Origin of the sequence: Loktanella sp. S4079 (assembly GCF_000967725.1) — a bacterium.
Lineage (GTDB): Bacteria > Pseudomonadota > Alphaproteobacteria > Rhodobacterales > Rhodobacteraceae > Yoonia.
Genome location: NZ_JXYE01000003.1, coordinates 202,001 through 217,543 on the forward strand (window position 1 = coordinate 202,001; position 15,543 = coordinate 217,543).

At 55.2% G+C, this 15,543-nt stretch carries 17 protein-coding genes; 7 read left to right on the forward strand and 10 right to left on the reverse strand.

Annotated elements, in window-relative coordinates:
• Positions 1-50 precede the first annotated feature (50 nt).
• Genes TW80_RS10290 through TW80_RS10315 form a run of 6 tightly spaced genes read right to left on the reverse strand, consistent with a single transcriptional unit; the run spans position 51 to position 4,472 of the window.
• Positions 51-320 carry an HPr family phosphocarrier protein gene (locus tag TW80_RS10290; RefSeq protein ID WP_045997323.1) on the reverse strand — a complete coding sequence of 90 codons (270 nt, stop codon included), beginning with the start codon at positions 318-320 and terminating at the stop codon, positions 51-53.
• Positions 317-712, reverse strand: coding sequence for a PTS sugar transporter subunit IIA (locus TW80_RS10295; RefSeq protein WP_045997324.1), 396 nt, complete (start codon positions 710-712; stop codon positions 317-319). The genes TW80_RS10290 and TW80_RS10295 overlap by 4 nt, the downstream gene beginning before the upstream one ends.
• Complete coding sequence (gene rapZ / locus TW80_RS10300; RefSeq protein WP_045997325.1) at positions 709-1,623, reverse strand: RNase adapter RapZ; 915 nt, start codon at positions 1,621-1,623, stop codon at positions 709-711. The genes TW80_RS10295 and rapZ overlap by 4 nt, the downstream gene beginning before the upstream one ends.
• Positions 1,620-2,042: an HPr kinase/phosphorylase gene (locus TW80_RS10305; RefSeq protein WP_045997326.1), complete on the reverse strand. Its 423-nt coding sequence runs from the start codon at positions 2,040-2,042 to the stop codon at positions 1,620-1,622. Before TW80_RS10305 ends, rapZ begins: the two co-directional genes overlap by 4 nt.
• Positions 2,043-3,767 (reverse strand): sensor histidine kinase, encoded by a 1,725-nt coding sequence (locus TW80_RS10310; protein ID WP_045997327.1) that lies wholly within the window; start codon positions 3,765-3,767, stop codon positions 2,043-2,045.
• A 3-nt stretch (positions 3,768-3,770) separates the two neighbouring features.
• On the reverse strand, positions 3,771-4,472 hold the full coding sequence (locus tag TW80_RS10315) for a response regulator transcription factor (RefSeq protein ID WP_045997328.1): 702 nt from the start codon (positions 4,470-4,472) through the stop codon (positions 3,771-3,773).
• Positions 4,473-4,770: 298 nt separating this feature from the next.
• Here TW80_RS10315 and TW80_RS10320 point away from each other — a divergent pair, with 298 nt between their 5' ends.
• Together TW80_RS10320 and TW80_RS10325 are read left to right on the forward strand one after the other, a co-directional pair.
• Positions 4,771-6,369, forward strand: a complete 1,599-nt coding sequence (locus TW80_RS10320; protein WP_045997329.1) for a phosphoenolpyruvate carboxykinase — start codon at positions 4,771-4,773, stop codon at positions 6,367-6,369.
• A 60-nt stretch (positions 6,370-6,429) separates the two neighbouring features.
• On the forward strand, positions 6,430-6,966 hold the full coding sequence (locus tag TW80_RS10325) for a DUF3859 domain-containing protein (protein ID WP_052700956.1): 537 nt from the start codon (positions 6,430-6,432) through the stop codon (positions 6,964-6,966).
• Positions 6,967-6,974: 8 nt separating this feature from the next.
• On the opposite strand, the gene TW80_RS10330 is transcribed toward TW80_RS10325, so the two are convergent.
• The gene (locus tag TW80_RS10330; RefSeq protein ID WP_045997330.1) at positions 6,975-7,745 is read right to left on the reverse strand and encodes a sulfite exporter TauE/SafE family protein; all 771 of its coding nucleotides are present in this window, start codon (positions 7,743-7,745) and stop codon (positions 6,975-6,977) included.
• 147 nt (positions 7,746-7,892) lie between these two features.
• Here TW80_RS10330 and TW80_RS10335 point away from each other — a divergent pair, with 147 nt between their 5' ends.
• Positions 7,893-9,578, forward strand: coding sequence for an acyl-CoA dehydrogenase family protein (locus TW80_RS10335; protein WP_045997331.1), 1,686 nt, complete (start codon positions 7,893-7,895; stop codon positions 9,576-9,578).
• Here the strand turns inward: TW80_RS10335 and TW80_RS10340 are convergent.
• Positions 9,575-10,333 (reverse strand): IclR family transcriptional regulator domain-containing protein, encoded by a 759-nt coding sequence (locus TW80_RS10340; protein ID WP_045997629.1) that lies wholly within the window; start codon positions 10,331-10,333, stop codon positions 9,575-9,577. The two genes, TW80_RS10335 and TW80_RS10340, sit on opposite strands and share 4 nt — an antisense overlap.
• A gap of 107 nt (positions 10,334-10,440) precedes the next feature.
• Here TW80_RS10340 and TW80_RS10345 point away from each other — a divergent pair, with 107 nt between their 5' ends.
• From TW80_RS10345 to TW80_RS10360, 4 genes are all read left to right on the forward strand, one after another.
• Positions 10,441-11,148 (forward strand): 3-oxoacid CoA-transferase subunit A, encoded by a 708-nt coding sequence (locus tag TW80_RS10345; RefSeq protein ID WP_045997332.1) that lies wholly within the window; start codon positions 10,441-10,443, stop codon positions 11,146-11,148.
• Positions 11,145-11,828 (forward strand): 3-oxoacid CoA-transferase subunit B, encoded by a 684-nt coding sequence (locus tag TW80_RS10350; protein WP_045997333.1) that lies wholly within the window; start codon positions 11,145-11,147, stop codon positions 11,826-11,828. Before TW80_RS10345 ends, TW80_RS10350 begins: the two co-directional genes overlap by 4 nt.
• Before the next feature lie 9 nt (positions 11,829-11,837).
• Positions 11,838-13,040 carry a 3-oxoadipyl-CoA thiolase gene (gene pcaF / locus TW80_RS10355; protein ID WP_045997334.1) on the forward strand — a complete coding sequence of 401 codons (1,203 nt, stop codon included), beginning with the start codon at positions 11,838-11,840 and terminating at the stop codon, positions 13,038-13,040.
• A 150-nt stretch (positions 13,041-13,190) separates the two neighbouring features.
• Positions 13,191-14,219 carry an SDR family oxidoreductase gene (locus TW80_RS10360; protein WP_045997630.1) on the forward strand — a complete coding sequence of 343 codons (1,029 nt, stop codon included), beginning with the start codon at positions 13,191-13,193 and terminating at the stop codon, positions 14,217-14,219.
• Here the strand turns inward: TW80_RS10360 and recO are convergent.
• Together recO and TW80_RS10370 are read right to left on the reverse strand one after the other, a co-directional pair.
• Complete coding sequence (recO, locus tag TW80_RS10365; RefSeq protein ID WP_045997335.1) at positions 14,211-14,939, reverse strand: DNA repair protein RecO; 729 nt, start codon at positions 14,937-14,939, stop codon at positions 14,211-14,213. The genes TW80_RS10360 and recO overlap by 9 nt on opposite strands.
• Before the next feature lie 265 nt (positions 14,940-15,204).
• Positions 15,205-15,531 carry a DUF1491 family protein gene (locus tag TW80_RS10370; RefSeq protein ID WP_045997336.1) on the reverse strand — a complete coding sequence of 109 codons (327 nt, stop codon included), beginning with the start codon at positions 15,529-15,531 and terminating at the stop codon, positions 15,205-15,207.
• Positions 15,532-15,543: the final 12 nt, after the last annotated feature.

A 15,543-nucleotide genomic window follows, 5' to 3' on the forward strand; every position in this document is an offset into this window, starting at 1 on the left:
TTTCCGGTCGTCTCGGTCACTTAAAATACCTTATCCAGAAACGAAAAGTCTTAATTTCCCTCGCCGAATTTATCGGCGACCAAATCGGTTATCGCAGCTGCCAATGCGTCTGCCTGAGGCCCACGGGTTTCTACGTCAATAAACGTTCCTATCGAAGCTGCCAACATCAAAAGGCCCATGATGCTATCGCCGCTTGCTGACTCTCCGTCTTTGCTGATGGTTGCATCGGCGTCGTAACCTTCGACCAGCTCAACCAATTTGGCAGAGGCACGCGCGTGCAAGCCCTTGATATTCTCGATCTTCAATCGGCAAGTTGTCATACGTGGGATCCGCCATTGTGACTGTTGATGTATTTGTGGGCCGCATTGATTGCAGCTTCAACCGCATCAGGAACAGTCCGGCGGCGTGATTTTGCCAGCTTAATTAACATGGGTAGGTTCGCCCCATACAGAATTTTGCGGTTTTCCGGATTACACGCCCGCAGCGACAAGTTTGAAGGCGACCCACCAAACATGTCGGTCACGATCACGACGCCATCCCCCATATCGACAGCATCCGCCGCGTCACATATTTCTGCCTGCTTTTCTGCGCGGTCATCTTCGGGACCAATCGCAATACTGATTACGCCGGTCTGCGCACCCACAACATGTTCAACTGCGGCAAGATATTCTTGCGCGAGCCCACCATGTGCGACAATCACAATACCAATCAAAACTGGTGTCCCTTGTTAACCAGCGCATCGCGCCGTTCCATTTCTCGGTGCCGTTTAGACACATGCCAGCCGTCATGCGCAAGAGCAGATGCAAGCTGTTCAGTCACAGCCACTGAACGGTGTTGCCCACCAGTACACCCAAACCCGATCGAGAGGTGCGACTTCCCCTCTTCTTTGTGTGCTGGCAACAACAAATCAATCAAAGATTTCATCCGTTGAAAGAACGCGTCAAAACGTGGATCAGCGACCACGTAGTCGGCCACCGCCTTATCGCGCCCGTCCAATGAACGCAGTTCTTCGTCCCAATGGGGATTTCGCAGAAATCTGCAATCAATCACGATATCCATACCACGTGGGAGGCCACGTTTGTAGGAAAATGAATGAATCGTGACCCCTAAGGTACGTCCATCCGCAGGCCCAAACCACCTTTCGACCTCGGCACGCAGGTCATGCGGCGACAGCCCAGTCGTATCAATCAATACGTCTGCACGCGCGCGGATCGGGCTCAACAACTCTCGCTCCCGACTGATCCCTGCTTGCGGCGTACCCGCAGGTGCGAGCGGATGGCGCCTGCGCGTTTCAGAATAACGCCGCAATAATTCAGCCTCATCCGCATCAAGATAAAACACCTGCGCAGCCTGATCGGCCCGTTTTGCAAGCGTATCAATCACCTCAATCAATGCAGTTGCGCTGAAATCGCGATTCCGAACGTCTAACCCAAGCGCCAATGGGCGGCTTGGTGGCGGGCCTTCTAGCAAACGCGGCAGCAACGAGAGTGGCAGGTTATCAATAACCTCATATCCCAAATCCTCGAGCGCGCGAATTGCGGTCGAGCGCCCCGCACCCGACGGCCCTGTCACCAGCACGACTTGCGGCGGCGACTGATCGGGTTGCACGGATTTCGCGGTCATCTATTACTCCAACCTGCTTTGAGAATTTGCAGGATTGCTGAGACAAAGTGATCACCTGCCACGCGATGAATCAAGGGGGTCTCGACTTCACAGAATGTGATTGTGCGTCTTTTCGGCAATCTTTCGTCAGTTAGCGCTCTCAAATCAACAACAAGCGCCACATCGACCGGCCCAACATGATCAGCGTTCAGGATACCAACGCCACGCGCTTCGATCAGGCCCTTAATCGTTTGTGGACAGGTGGCGCGTAGGACGCCGTTCGATTGGCATAGCACCACACGATCATCCGCGACCAAATCACAGCCAAGGGCCATTAACTGCAATGCAATTGCTGATTTTCCAGCGCCGGATGGACCAAGCAACAGGGCGCCCGCCCCTTTCCAAGCGACGCAAGAGGCATGGATCGTTTGGCTTTCCATTTAGGCTGGCAATCCGACAACAAAACGCGCGCCCAATGGCTCTGACGTTGGATCAGTGTCTGTTGGGCGAATATTTTCCGCCCAAATTACGCCGTCATGCGCCTCGACAATCTGCTTTGAAATCGCAAGCCCGAGGCCCGAGTTATTCCCAAACTGCCCCTCTGGCCGTTCAGAGTAAAAGCGCTGGAAAATTTTACCAAGCGCATCTTCTGGAATGCCGGGGCCGGTATCCTCGACAACGATCAAGACGCGATTGTCACGTTTTCGCGCCCAAACGCGGATCGCATCTCCGTCTTCGCAGAACGAGGTCGCGTTGGTAATCAGGTTCACGAAAACCTGCGCCAACCGCCCTTCGAGGCCACGCACATTGATTTTTTCATCCGGAAGATCGGCCACAAAGTCGATCCCCTTGGCACGTGCATCTTTTCCCAAAAAGTCGATGATGTTGTGTAACATCTTGATCAAGTCGAAGGCTTGCTCTTCTTCTTTGACCAATTCGCTGTCCAAGCGAGACGCGTTGGAAATATCGCTGACAAGACGATCTAGCCGTTTCACGTCGTGGTCGATGACTTCTAATAGGCGCTTGCGCTGATCTTCGCGCTTTGCAAACGGCATCGAACCGACCGCCGACCGCAGTGACGCCAGTGGGTTTTTGATCTCATGCGCAACGTCTGCCGCGAATTGTTCGTTTCCTTCAATACGTTCGTAGAGTGCGGCGACCATCCCCCGCAAAGCCCCAGACAATCGGCCAATTTCGTCCGGCCGCGCCGTCAAATCCGGAATACGGACCTTGCCAGGCGACATTTTACGTGCGTTGCGATCATGGCTTGCCTCTGCCGCGGTCGCCAGATCGGCAAGCGGGTTCGCAATCGTCGACGCAAGCACAAGACTGAGACCAATACTGACGATAATACCAACCAAGAATAGGCGCAGCACTTGCTCGCGCTCTCGCTGAACAAGGCTATCCACCTCACCAGCGGCTGTCTTGACCGCGATCACGCCGACAGCGCGATCACCCTGCATAATGGGCGTCGTCACAATAAAGTTCGTCGCACCACCGATTGTTGTCGTCTCAAGGTGGGTACCGCGCTCAATTGCCGCGCGAACGTTTTCTTGCGAAAGAGCCTGAAACTGCTGTTCGGTCGTGAGTATTTCGCCTCGATAAGCACCAATCCGGGACAGTGTGCTCCAAATTTTACTCAAGAAATCTGTAACGAAAGTACCGCCTGCGTGGCTCTCCAGCTCAGCAAGCTGCGTCGCGGTTAGGCTTCCCTTGGCGGTCGCGACCAAAGTCGCATCAAGCGAATACACAGAGACCTCGACCCCGCCACGCAGGCTCAAACCTCCTAGCGTTTCGGCAGGATCAATACCATCGGCAGTCACCATATTTACTGGTGCCGCGAAGGGAAGCTGCGCTTCGAAAACGTCAGCAATCAGGCGCGCCTCGTTTACGAGACCGCGCGCACGCTGATAGGCAAGGTGGTCGCGTGACGGGTTCGTATAGAGCACCCCCGCTACCAGCAAGATCATCGCGATGAGGTTAATGGTCACGATCCTGCGCGCAATTGGCGAACTGCGCAGCGCCAAAAGCCCACGTCGCGGTGCTTTGGCGTCTAGCTCCTCGCCGGGTATAATCCAGTCATCCCCCAACACAAGATCGGGGTCGCGTGCAGCCGCACGCACAGATTGCAAATTGCGAACGTCAATCTTTGGCGCGGCTGACATGCCTTACTCTTCGTTGTAGCGATACCCGATACCATAGAGCGTTTCGATTGCGGAAAACTCACTATCGGTGTTTCGCATCTTTTTACGTAGCCGTTTGATGTGGCTGTCGATGGTGCGATCATCTACATAAACTTGGTCGTCGTAGGCCACATCCATCAATTGATCACGGCTCTTGACGAAACCTGGGCGCTGCGCCAGTGCCTGCAAAAGCAAGAACTCTGTGACGGTCAGGGACACATCGCGCCCTTTCCACTTCACAGCGTGGCGAAGCGGATCCATCACCAGTTCACCACGAACCATCACTTTTGTTTCTTCGGTTTCTTCAATCTCTTCGCCGGCAATAGCATCCTGACGGCGCAAAAGGGCGCGAATGCGCTCTACCAGCAATCGTTGCGAAAACGGCTTCTTCACATAGTCATCAGCACCCATGCGCAGCCCAAGAACCTCGTCGATCTCGTCATCCTTTGAGGTCAAAAAGATCACTGGCATTGATGTCTTTTGGCGCAGCCGTTGCAACAGATCCATGCCGTCCATCCGCGGCATCTTAATATCCAAAACAGCCATGTCAGGCATACGTTTATTAAAGGCTTCAAGCGCGGACTGACCGTCATTGTAGGTCTCCACCTCAAAGCCCTCTGCCTCAAGCGTCATCGAGACCGAGGTCAGGATGTTACGATCATCATCTACCAGTGCAATTCTCGACATGTAGTGTTTCCCTAGTTATCGCACCGCTGACGGCTGCTTAGTCTTGTTGTTTTCATCCTTTTGGCGTGGCGAATCAATCCCTAACTCGTCCAGCGCCACAATACTGCCGTATTTGATGCCGTTTTGCATGTTTACCCGCTAACATTTCACGGCCATTGAAAAAGATAGCGCTACTGGTTGCGCTAACATACGAATGGTTGCGCTAACTGTCGAATCCCGGACTATCCGGGCGCGAAAACTTGGTGTTAAGGAGACATATCGCTGGCCATTCCGGCCCAATTATCAAAGGAGCGAACCCATGGACCAAGGTACGGTCAACCCATCGATGAAACTTGAGGATCAAGGCATCACAGGGCTGGGTTATGTCTATTACAACCGCTCTGAAGATGAATTGCAAAAAGCTGCTGTCGCCGCTGGCGAAGGCGTGAACGGCAAAGGCGGGACATTCCTGGTTACAACCGGAAAGCATACTGGCCGTTCGCCCAAAGATAAATTCGTTGTCCGCACTCCATCTGTCGAAGACAAGATTTGGTGGGAAAATAACTCGCCTATGGATGCTGACAAATTCGATGTGCTCTACAATGACATGCTCGAACACATGAAAGGCGGCACCTACAACGTCCAAGATTTGTTTGGCGGCGCCGACCCTGAACATCGTCTTGACGTGCGCGTTGTGACCGAGCTGACATGGCACGGGCTATTCATCCGCCACCTTCTGCGTCGACCAGATGCATCAGAACTGGAAACATTTGTTCCCGAATTCACGATCATCAACTGCCCAAGCTTCAAGGCGGACCCGGCCAAGCACGGCTGTCGTTCTGAAACAGTGATTGCGCTGAACTTTGATGCAAAGCTGATTCTGATCGGCGGGACTGAATACGCGGGTGAGAACAAGAAATCTGTATTCACACTGCTCAACTACATGTTGCCTGAGAAAGACATCATGCCGATGCACTGCTCGGCGAACCACGCACCCGGCAATCCTGTCGATACGGCCATCTTCTTTGGTCTGTCGGGCACAGGGAAAACGACGCTTTCTGCTGATCCGTCACGTGTCTTAATCGGCGACGACGAACACGGCTGGTCTGATCGCGGCACCTTTAATTTTGAGGGCGGCTGCTACGCGAAAACCATCGGCCTTGATCCAAAAGCAGAGCCTGAAATCTACGCAACATGTTCAATGCCACACACGGTTATTGAAAACATGGTGTTCGATCCTGAAACACTCGAGCTGGATTTTGAGGACGACAGCCTGACCGCAAACATGCGTTGCGCTTACCCGTTGAACTACATCTCAAACGCCTCTGATACTGCGCTTGGTGGCCATCCAAAGAACATCATCATGCTGACATGCGATGCATTTGGCGTACTGCCTCCGATCGCGCGGCTAACACCAGCGCAGGCGATGTACCACTTCCTGTCGGGCTTTACGTCCAAGGTCGCAGGCACTGAACAAGGTGTGACAGAACCAGAGCCAACCTTCAGCACATGCTTTGGCGCTCCATTTATGCCGCGTCGTCCAGAAGTCTACGGCAACCTGCTGCGCAACAAAATCGCAAGCCACGGCGCTACCTGCTGGCTGGTCAACACCGGCTGGACCGGCGGTGCCTATGGCACAGGATCGCGGATGCCAATCAAAGCAACACGTGCGTTGCTGGCTGCAGCGCTTGACGGGTCACTTTCCGAAGGGGCGTTCCACAAGGATCCAAACTTTGGCTTTGAGGTTCCAGTCGCAGTGGCAGGTGTCGACGATGCACTGCTGAACCCACGTGATACTTGGGCTGACAAAGACGCCTACGATGCGCAGGCCGCCAAGCTCGTGCAAATGTTCAGCGACAATTTCGAAAAATACGTGCCATTCATCGACGACGATGTGAAATCAGCCGCAATTGGCTGATACGTAGGGTGGATTTCAATCCACCTTCCACGAAAGAAATATGAACGCTAAGGTCAGCCCATGTTCCATCGGCTGACCTTTTTACTTTTATGGCTGCTACCAACCAGTGCGCTGGCTGCACCAACATTCCAAAGTACACAGATCAAACTGATCGAGGCAGGGATCATCTGCGCCCATGATCCCGTTGCCGCCCGCGATGCACCCAATACATTGGCTGGCGAAACCTTTGTTCTCGAAACCAGCCCAGAATTCATCGCCCAAGGTCAAATTGTCCCTGCGGCACTCGGCGTTGGTTTTGGCGTGCGATCACTCGCACGTACCGAAGATGGGCTTGATGACATTACATTCATCATCACTCACCCCCCAATGGGAAACCAAGCAACAGTTGAACAAAGCTTTCAATCCCGGATTAGCGGTATCTCTCCTTCGATCACATTCTATCAGTTTGATTATGATTACGAACTGGTCACGGGGACATGGACCATGACCGCAATGCGCAACGATAAACCTCTCTACGAAGTCGCATTCGAAGTCGTCCCACCCGAAGAACTCCCCGCGCTGGCAAACGCCTGCGGATATATCGACCTGTTGTCGTAGGGTGGGTTTTAACCCACCAGCCCGCGACGGATCAGATTGACGCCTGCAATGACCAACACCCAAAGGGTCACGCGGCGGAACCGTTCTTGGTCAAACCGATCACCCAACTTGAACCCAAGCCACATTCCAACAATTGCGGGCACCACCAGCAAAGCTGACAACTGCCAAGTTTGCGCGTTCAGCACACCAGATCGCAAATGGCCCAAAAACAACATCACCGAACCCAGACCATAGATGACACCTTGCACAGCCATCTGGCGGTCGCGCGGCGTATCAAGCGCGAGCAGATATAGCACCGTCGGCGGCCCCCATGTCCCGGCAAGCCCGCCCAGCGTCCCCGATAGGGCTCCGGCGCCCCATTCAAACACACGCAGATTCTTTGCCGGAATCTTTGGGTGCCAACCAATGAGCTGCACAACACAAAGCCCGACAACCGGCACTCCCAAGACTATGAACATCCCGTTTGCGGGGATGCTTCGCAAAAATTGGGCCGAGACAAGGATCATGATGCAAACGACCAAGACATATCGCCAATGCTCTTTCAGGCTATCCCATGCAGAGCCAAGACCGGCGCGCGCAACTTGCATCATGTTGGTGGCAACAATTGGAATAATGACCCCGGCGACAATAATTTGTGGTTCAATCAGGATACCCATCCCTGAAATCATAATTAGGGGCATCGCAAAGCCTACGGCCCCTTTGACGAAACCGCCGACGAGGGTCACGGCACATGCAAAGATCAATAGAGACAGTGGAAGGAATTCGATTGGTGCAAACATAACAACTGCATACGCTCTAACGTTCTCAGGTACAGCCCATATTTCACTGCGACATTTTAGGTCACAAAATGATACATTTGCGAATTATTATTGCGCTGCGGATGCAAACATCGTATCTCTGCACCTGCAAAAGAGAGGAATCGACCGATGGCACATGATGGACAGGATATGACACAGACACCCACTCCGATTCTGGCCGATTTGTTGTCGCTCTGCGATGCGGCGCTGCCTGCCGTTGATGAACTCTTGAACCGGGCGACCGCCGCAGTGCGTACAACGGTTACCAAAGATGACCGCATTTCAGGTCAGCTGATCGAAGAGAACCAAACCGCCGCGCATGGCCTCGCTTGGCTTGCGACTTACGCACAATCTTTGCAGCAGATGCAGAATTGGGCGTCCCGGCTGAACGCGGAAGGCAAGTTCGGCGAAATCGAACAACTGATTCACCAGATCGCTTTTGGCGAATACCTCTGGCAGATTTACGGCGGCATCCCGATGAGCCAAGGCGAAATCCTACGGCTTCAGGATATCGGCCTGACCCAAGACGATATGCGCGTTTTGATGCGCCCCGAGGTCATGACGCTCACTCAATCTGGCAATACGCAGGCGGCGCGCACGCGGCTCGTCGCGCTGATGGAAGAGCAAGCAGCAAACGCGACCTTCGGCGCTTCAGGGCTCGATGAAGAGCTCGAGATGATCCGTGACCAATTCCGTCGCTTTAGCTTGGACAAAGTCGAACCCTTCGCCCACGAATGGCATCTCAAGGACGAACTGATCCCAATCGAGATCATCAATGAGATGGCTGAAATGGGTGTATTCGGCCTGACCATCCCCGAAGAATACGGCGGCTTTGGCCTGTCCAAAGCATCGATGTGCGTTGTGTCCGAAGAACTGTCGCGCGGTTACATCGGTGTTGGTAGCCTTGGCACACGGTCCGAAATCGCGGCCGAGCTGATCCTTTGCGGTGGAACCGAAGAACAAAAACAACATTGGTTACCCGGCATCGCCAGCGCAGAAATCCTGCCGACTGCGGTATTTACAGAGCCTAATACTGGGTCTGACCTTGGCTCACTGCGCACCCGCGCGGTCAAGAACGGCGACGACTGGGAGGTCACTGGAAACAAGACGTGGATCACGCACGCCGCACGCACCCATGTCATGACGCTGTTGGCCCGTACCGACCCTGACACGACCGACTATCGCGGGCTGTCGATGTTCCTTGCCGAAAAGACACCCGGCACCGACGAAAACCCATTCCCAACCCCCGGCATGACCGGCGGCGAGATCGAGGTTCTTGGTTATCGCGGGATGAAAGAATACGAACTCGGCTTTGACGGCTTCAAGGTCAAAGGCGAAAACCTGCTTGGCGGCGAAACCGGCAAAGGTTTCAAACAGCTGATGCAGACCTTCGAAAGCGCGCGCATTCAAACCGCAGCCCGCGCCATTGGTGTTGCGCAATCGGCGCTGGATGTCGGCATGCAATACGCGCAAGAGCGCAAACAATTCGGCAAATCACTGATCAACTTTCCGCGTGTGTCAGGCAAACTGGCCATGATGGCAGTCGAGATCATGATCGCCCGCCAACTGACCTATTTCAGCGCCGCTGAAAAAGACAATGACCGCCGCTGCGACCTAGAGGCTGGCATGGCGAAACTACTGGGCGCGCGTATTGCATGGGCTTGCGCAGATAACGCGTTGCAAATCCACGGCGGCAACGGCTTTGCCCTCGAATACAAGGTCAGCCGTATCCTGTGTGACGCACGTATCCTAAACATCTTTGAAGGTGCCGCCGAAATTCAGGCGCAGGTGATTGCGCGCCGCCTGCTAGGTTAATTCAACACGCGTTGCAGGCCAGCCTGCACCTTTTGCAATAGCGGCAGATAGGCAGTGACCAATTCATCGACTTCTGCCTGCACGGCGGCGACCCCGATATTCAGCGCCGCAACCGTTTGCCCGCGTGTATTGCGGACCGGTACCGCGATGGACCGCAGGCCCATCTCGACCTCTTGGTCGATCAACGCATATCCATCACGACGCACCTGATCTAAACGCGCCATCACATCTGCCGGATCCGTCAGGCTCGTCGCGGTGCGCGGCGTCAGATCACCCTGCTCGATCAAGGCGCGTGCCTCCTCCTCTTGCAAGGCAGCCAGCAGCACCCGTCCCATCGATGTGCAATGTGCGGGCAACCGAGAACCCGGCATCAACCCAATCGACATAACGCGCGTCTGTGCAGCACGCGCGACATAGACGATCTCTGTCTCGTCCAGCAACGCGACAGAGGACGATTGCCCCGTTTGCTGTGACAGCTGATCCAGCCACGGCTGCACGATCTGCGGTAACGGCAGCGCAGCCAACGCGCCCATCCCTAACCGCAACACGCGTGGGGTCAGTTGAAAAAATTTCCCGTCGTAATCGGCATAGCCAAGTTCGTTCAGCGTCAACAAACAGCGACGCGCCGTCGCGCGATCCAGCCCTGCATTGGTCGCCGCCTCTGCCACCGAAAGGCGAGGAGTCTCAGCGCTGAACGCCTCGATCACCCTTAATCCCTTGGCGAACGACGAAATAAAGTCTGTCCGGTTTACCATGCGAACAGCATATATCACATTGTGAACAAATATCACAATACGCACGTTTTTGATTGGCCCATCACGGCGAAGGCGTAGTTTCTGCCCATCCCTGCCAAGAGGTTCCTATGGATAAGACATTACATTCACTGGCCGACGCTGTGTCGGTCATCCCCGATGGGGCAACGATCATGATCGGCGGCTTCGGCGGCTCTGGCGCACCAATCGAACTGATCCACGCGCTGATCGATCACCGCCCGCGCAATCTGACTGTGATCAACAACAACGCAGGCAACGGCCATATCGGCATTGCCGCGATGATCGAACAAGACATGGTCGCGAAAATGGTCTGTTCGTTCCCACGCTCCAAAGATCCGCGTGCATTCACCGAACGTTACCTTGCGGGCAAGATCGACCTTGAAATCGTTCCCCAAGGGACGCTAGCCGAACGCATTCGCGCAGGCGGTGCTGGCATCCCCGCGTTCTACACGCCGACCAGCTACGGCACCGAATTGGCCGAAGGCAAGCCAATCGAAGAATTCGACGGGCGCCCCTATGTCCAAGAACGCTGGCTCAAGGCGGATTTTGCACTGGTCAAAGCGCAGCGCGGCGACACCCACGGCAACCTGACCTACAACAAGGCAGGCCGCAACTTTGGCCCGCTCATGTGTATGGCCGCGAAAAACACCATCGTTCAGGTCAGTGAATTGACCCAACCCGGCGCTATTGACCCCGAAACCGTGATCACCCCCGGCATCTTTGTGAACGGCGTGATCGAGGTGAAGAACCCAGCCCAAGAAGAAGTGCTTAACCTCGCAGAGGCGGTATACCCATGACCCAGATCGACGACATCAAACTCAGCAACGCGCAAATCGCATGGCGTGCCGCACAAGACATCGACGATGGGGCCTATGTGAACCTTGGTATCGGGTTCCCTGAAATGGTGGCCCGTTACCAACGCGAAGGTTGCCAAGCGATCTATCACACCGAAAATGGCTTGCTTGACTTCGGAGCACCGCCTGCCCCGGGCGAAGAAGACTGGGACCTGATCAACGCAGGTAAAAAAGCGGTCACGCTGAACCCCGGTGCCTCGTTCTTTCACCACGCAGATAGCTTTGCGATGGTGCGCGGTGGGCACTTGGATGTCGCGATCCTCGGCGCTTATGAAGTTGCCGAAACAGGTGACCTTGCAAACTGGTCCACAGGTCGCGGCGGTGTCCCAGCCGTTGGCGGCGCGATGGATCTTGTGCACGGTGCAAAACGCGTTGCCGTTATCACTGACCACCTTACCAAAAAAGGTGATCCAAAGCTTGTTCAACGCTGTTCCCTACCACTCACGGGCGTTGGATGCGTGACACGTGTTTATACGTCGCTTGCCGTTGTCGACATCGAAGACGGTCACTTTGTCTTGCGTGAAAAGCTGCCTGCGATTTCATTCGACGATCTCCAAGCACTAACCGGTGCGACGCTGCACACAACAGACACTGTCGGCGATTTGATCGTCCCTGAACTGTAAGGTATCACAATGACAGAAGCTTATATCTGCGAATATATCCGCACGCCCATCGGGCGCTTTGGTGGGGCACTTGCCCCTGTCCGCGCTGACGACCTTGGTGCCGTACCACTGCGCGCGCTCATGGCGCGCCACGACATCGACTGGTCTGAGGTTGACGAAGTCTACTTTGGCTGCGCAAACCAAGCAGGCGAAGACAACCGCAACGTCGCACGCATGTCCGCCCTATTGGCCGGCCTGCCCGAAACCGTACCGGGTTCAACTGTAAACCGCCTCTGCGGGTCTGGCATGGACGCGCTGATCCTAGCGGCACGCAGCATCAAAGCAGGCGAAGCCAATATGATCATCGCTGGCGGCGTGGAAAGCATGAGCCGCGCGCCATTTGTGATGCCCAAGGCAACCAGCGCCTATTCCCGCGCGAACGAAGTCCACGACACGACCATCGGCTGGCGTTTCGTAAACCCGCTGATGAAGTCTCAATACGGCGTCGATTCGATGCCCGAAACCGCCGAAAACGTGGCCGAGGATTTCAATATCTCACGCGAAGACCAAGACGCCTTTGCGCTGCGGTCCCAGCAAAAGGCGGGCGTCGCGATGGAAAACGGTACGCTGGCGCAGGAAATCGCACCTGTGACCATCCCACAGCGCAAGGGTGATCCGATTGTCGTCGACACCGATGAACATCCGCGTCCACAAACCACAATCGAAGCATTGGCCAAACTACGCGCGCCATTCCGCGAAGGCGGGTCAGTGACCGCAGGCAACGCATCAGGCGTGAACGACGGCGCAGCCGCGCTGATCATCGCGAATGAGGCGGCAATCAAGCGTCACGGCCTGAAACCCATCGCACGCGTCATGGGCGGCGCGACGGCTGGTGTCGCGCCACGGATCATGGGCTTTGGTCCTGCCCCAGCGTCGCAAAAATTGCTGGAGCGGTTAAGCCTAAAGGCCGACGATCTCGATGTGATCGAATTGAACGAAGCCTTCGCCTCGCAGGGTCTGGCAACGCTACGCGCTCTTGGCATTGCGGACGACGATGCACGGGTCAACCCGAATGGCGGCGCGATTGCGCTGGGCCATCCTTTGGGCATGTCGGGCGCACGCATCTCTGGAACGGCTGCGTTACAGCTACAGCGAACTGGCGGGAAATACGCGCTCGCCACCATGTGTATCGGCGTTGGCCAAGGGATCGCCGTCGCCCTTGAAAGAGTCTAACAAGGCCAAATGCAACCCTAAGTCACCTTGGGGTTGCATCTTTGACGCAGAGCGAACCTTTCGACAATTTCGCGATAGCCCGACACCTCATATCCAGATATTCATCAATTCAAAGGTCGCCAGACGACCCTGAATTTGTCGGAGTCCATTGTGCCAAAAACAGTTCTGCTTACCGGTGCATCCGGATATATTGCGAAACATATTGCGCTTCAGCTTCTCGAAGCAGGTTACAGTGTCCGAGGCACAATCCGCGACCTTAACCGTGCGGATGAAGTCATCAACGCGCTTCGCCCCCATCTGACGCATGCCGATGACCTCGACGACAGGCTCAGCTTTGTTGCGCTTGATCTGACCAGCGATGACAACTGGACCGAGGCAATGTCAGGGGTTGATGTGTTGATGCATACGGCCTCGCCGTTTCCAATGACCCAACCCAAGGACGAAGACGACCTAATACGCCCCGCAGTTGATGGCGCTTTGCGCGCCCTACGCGCCGCGCATCAGGCAGGCATCCAGCGGGTTATCATGACTTCGTCAACTGCCGCGATTAATGGCTCACCTCTCCCTGCCGGAGACTCCGCCTATAGCGAAACCAATTGGACCGATCCGAACGAACCAGATATCAGCTCCTATACGAAGTCAAAAACGCTAGCCGAACGTGCCGCCTGGGACTACGTCAAAACCGAGGCACCTGATCTGAAACTCACCGTGATCAACCCTGGCTTTGTGGTCGGTGCACCACTGGATCACAAGTTCGGCACCTCCGTTGGCGTGATCAAACGTATTCTCAACGCCAAAGATCCCATGCTTCCCAATTTTGGGTTTAGCTGTGTGGATGTGATCGACGTTGCAGAAGCCCATGTCAGCGTGATCGATAATCCCGCGACCTATGGTCAACGGATCATGACTGTCGATCGCTTCATGACTTTCGCCGAAATCGCCAAGGCGCTCAAATCCGCCTACCCCAAACGCCGCATCGTGACGCGGACTGCGCCAGATTTTATCGTTCGGTTCCTCGCAATCTTTGATCCAGCCGTTCGGCAGATCGTGCCTCTGCTGGGCCAAATCGACAAGATCGACAACAGCCGGATCATGAAAACGCTCGGTCGTGGCATGCGGCGCACCCCCAAGAGCGTGGTCGCTACTGCCGCCCACCTCATCGACAACGAATTACTCTAATCGGGCAATCGCCTCGATTAGGCGCATGCGTGCTGAGGGAACCGGTCGGTCACCGATGGATTTCACCAACCGATGCTCTAGAAAATACCCTGTGGTCCGCAGCGCTGTGACAATCTCAGCATTACTCGCATCGCCCTGCCCAGCCAAAACAGGTGGCAAAGGCAGCAGCCGATCCGCCCACTCGCCTGCCGCCTGACGGCTCACCGCGCGGCCTGATTTCGGCGAAACATAAATCAGCTCTTCATTGGTGCCCCTTACCGCACAGGCCGATAAATCCATCCCAAAGCCCATTTCATCCAGCAACGCCTGCTCCCAGCGCAAATAGGCAAGCGGCCAAACTTCAGACTGCCCCAGCAAATCCAACAACCCAATCGTGCGATCATAAAGTGCGCCTTGCGCCTCGCGTTCCGGCAACACGATCCCTAAAATTGCGCAGACAGCGTTCAACCCCGCCAAAGCAAGGCGATCACCCATGGCGGCGGCCGCTCGACTGCGGACCGGCTCAACACTGAATGACCCCAGATGACTTTCCAAACGGGCCTTCCACGTCACAGCAAGCTGTGCACCAGGCTGCAAGATTGGTGCAATCTTTCGGCTGGTGCCACCGCGAACAACACCTGAATGCAATCCATGTACGGCGCTGAATACGTCGATAATGACGGCATTCTCACCAAATGGCCGCGCAGCCAATAGTGCCGCTTCGTCCCGCCATTCAATCATTGAAACACCGCCAAAATCATATCGCCATATCAGCGAGATGAACGTTCAATTGCAAGTGTCGGAGCCTCCGGCGGGAGTATTTTGGGCAAGATGATACATAAGCCATCTTGCCCCAATGAAAGGCCGCAGCCTCATCACCTTGCACGGCCATCGGCTCTCCAGCCTGTACCGCATCACCTTTTTGGACGATTAAGATTAACAACCCGTTACGATACTGCCGAATATCATCATCTTGCTGAAAATACTCCCGCCGGAGGCATAAAAGTCATTCAAGCCCCGGTTCGTCCAACAGATGGCGCCCCTGTCGGTCTTCGACCTCAATCACCCACAGGTCAGGGTCGAATCCTCTTTGTTTCGCGATAGACTGATCAACTTCGACCTCGTCCCCTTCGACTAAGACCACCCATTTGCGATCGCCAGTCTTCAGATCAAAGCTGCGCTGATAGCAACACGCGCTACCATCCAAACTATTCAGCTTAACGAGCACAGCGCCTGCCGTTGCATCACCACGCGCCACGACAAACGCAGGGATGTCGCTTAGACGCAGCCGTGTCAGATAAGCGGACACCCAAATATCTGCCGTCAGCCTCATCGCAGCGGCCGA

What these genes read in the sequence shown, in the direction of transcription:
- TW80_RS10290 (WP_045997323.1), bottom strand. Translation starts at nt 320, where the DNA reads ATGACAACTTGCCGATTGAAGATCGAGAATATCAAGGGCTTGCACGCG.
- rapZ (WP_045997325.1), bottom strand. Translation starts at nt 1,623, where the DNA reads ATGACCGCGAAATCCGTGCAACCCGATCAGTCGCCGCCGCAAGTCGTG.
- TW80_RS10305 (WP_045997326.1), bottom strand. Translation starts at nt 2,042, where the DNA reads ATGGAAAGCCAAACGATCCATGCCTCTTGCGTCGCTTGGAAAGGGGCG.
- TW80_RS10310 (WP_045997327.1), bottom strand. Translation starts at nt 3,767, where the DNA reads ATGTCAGCCGCGCCAAAGATTGACGTTCGCAATTTGCAATCTGTGCGT.
- TW80_RS10315 (WP_045997328.1), bottom strand. Translation starts at nt 4,472, where the DNA reads ATGTCGAGAATTGCACTGGTAGATGATGATCGTAACATCCTGACCTCG.
- TW80_RS10320 (WP_045997329.1), top strand. Translation starts at nt 4,771, where the DNA reads ATGGACCAAGGTACGGTCAACCCATCGATGAAACTTGAGGATCAAGGC.
- TW80_RS10325 (WP_052700956.1), top strand. Translation starts at nt 6,430, where the DNA reads ATGTTCCATCGGCTGACCTTTTTACTTTTATGGCTGCTACCAACCAGT.
- TW80_RS10330 (WP_045997330.1), bottom strand. Translation starts at nt 7,745, where the DNA reads ATGTTTGCACCAATCGAATTCCTTCCACTGTCTCTATTGATCTTTGCA.
- TW80_RS10335 (WP_045997331.1), top strand. Translation starts at nt 7,893, where the DNA reads ATGGCACATGATGGACAGGATATGACACAGACACCCACTCCGATTCTG.
- TW80_RS10340 (WP_045997629.1), bottom strand. Translation starts at nt 10,333, where the DNA reads ATGGTAAACCGGACAGACTTTATTTCGTCGTTCGCCAAGGGATTAAGG.
- TW80_RS10345 (WP_045997332.1), top strand. Translation starts at nt 10,441, where the DNA reads ATGGATAAGACATTACATTCACTGGCCGACGCTGTGTCGGTCATCCCC.
- TW80_RS10350 (WP_045997333.1), top strand. Translation starts at nt 11,145, where the DNA reads ATGACCCAGATCGACGACATCAAACTCAGCAACGCGCAAATCGCATGG.
- pcaF (WP_045997334.1), top strand. Translation starts at nt 11,838, where the DNA reads ATGACAGAAGCTTATATCTGCGAATATATCCGCACGCCCATCGGGCGC.
- recO (WP_045997335.1), bottom strand. Translation starts at nt 14,939, where the DNA reads ATGATTGAATGGCGGGACGAAGCGGCACTATTGGCTGCGCGGCCATTT.
- TW80_RS10370 (WP_045997336.1), bottom strand. Translation starts at nt 15,531, where the DNA reads ATGAGGCTGACGGCAGATATTTGGGTGTCCGCTTATCTGACACGGCTG.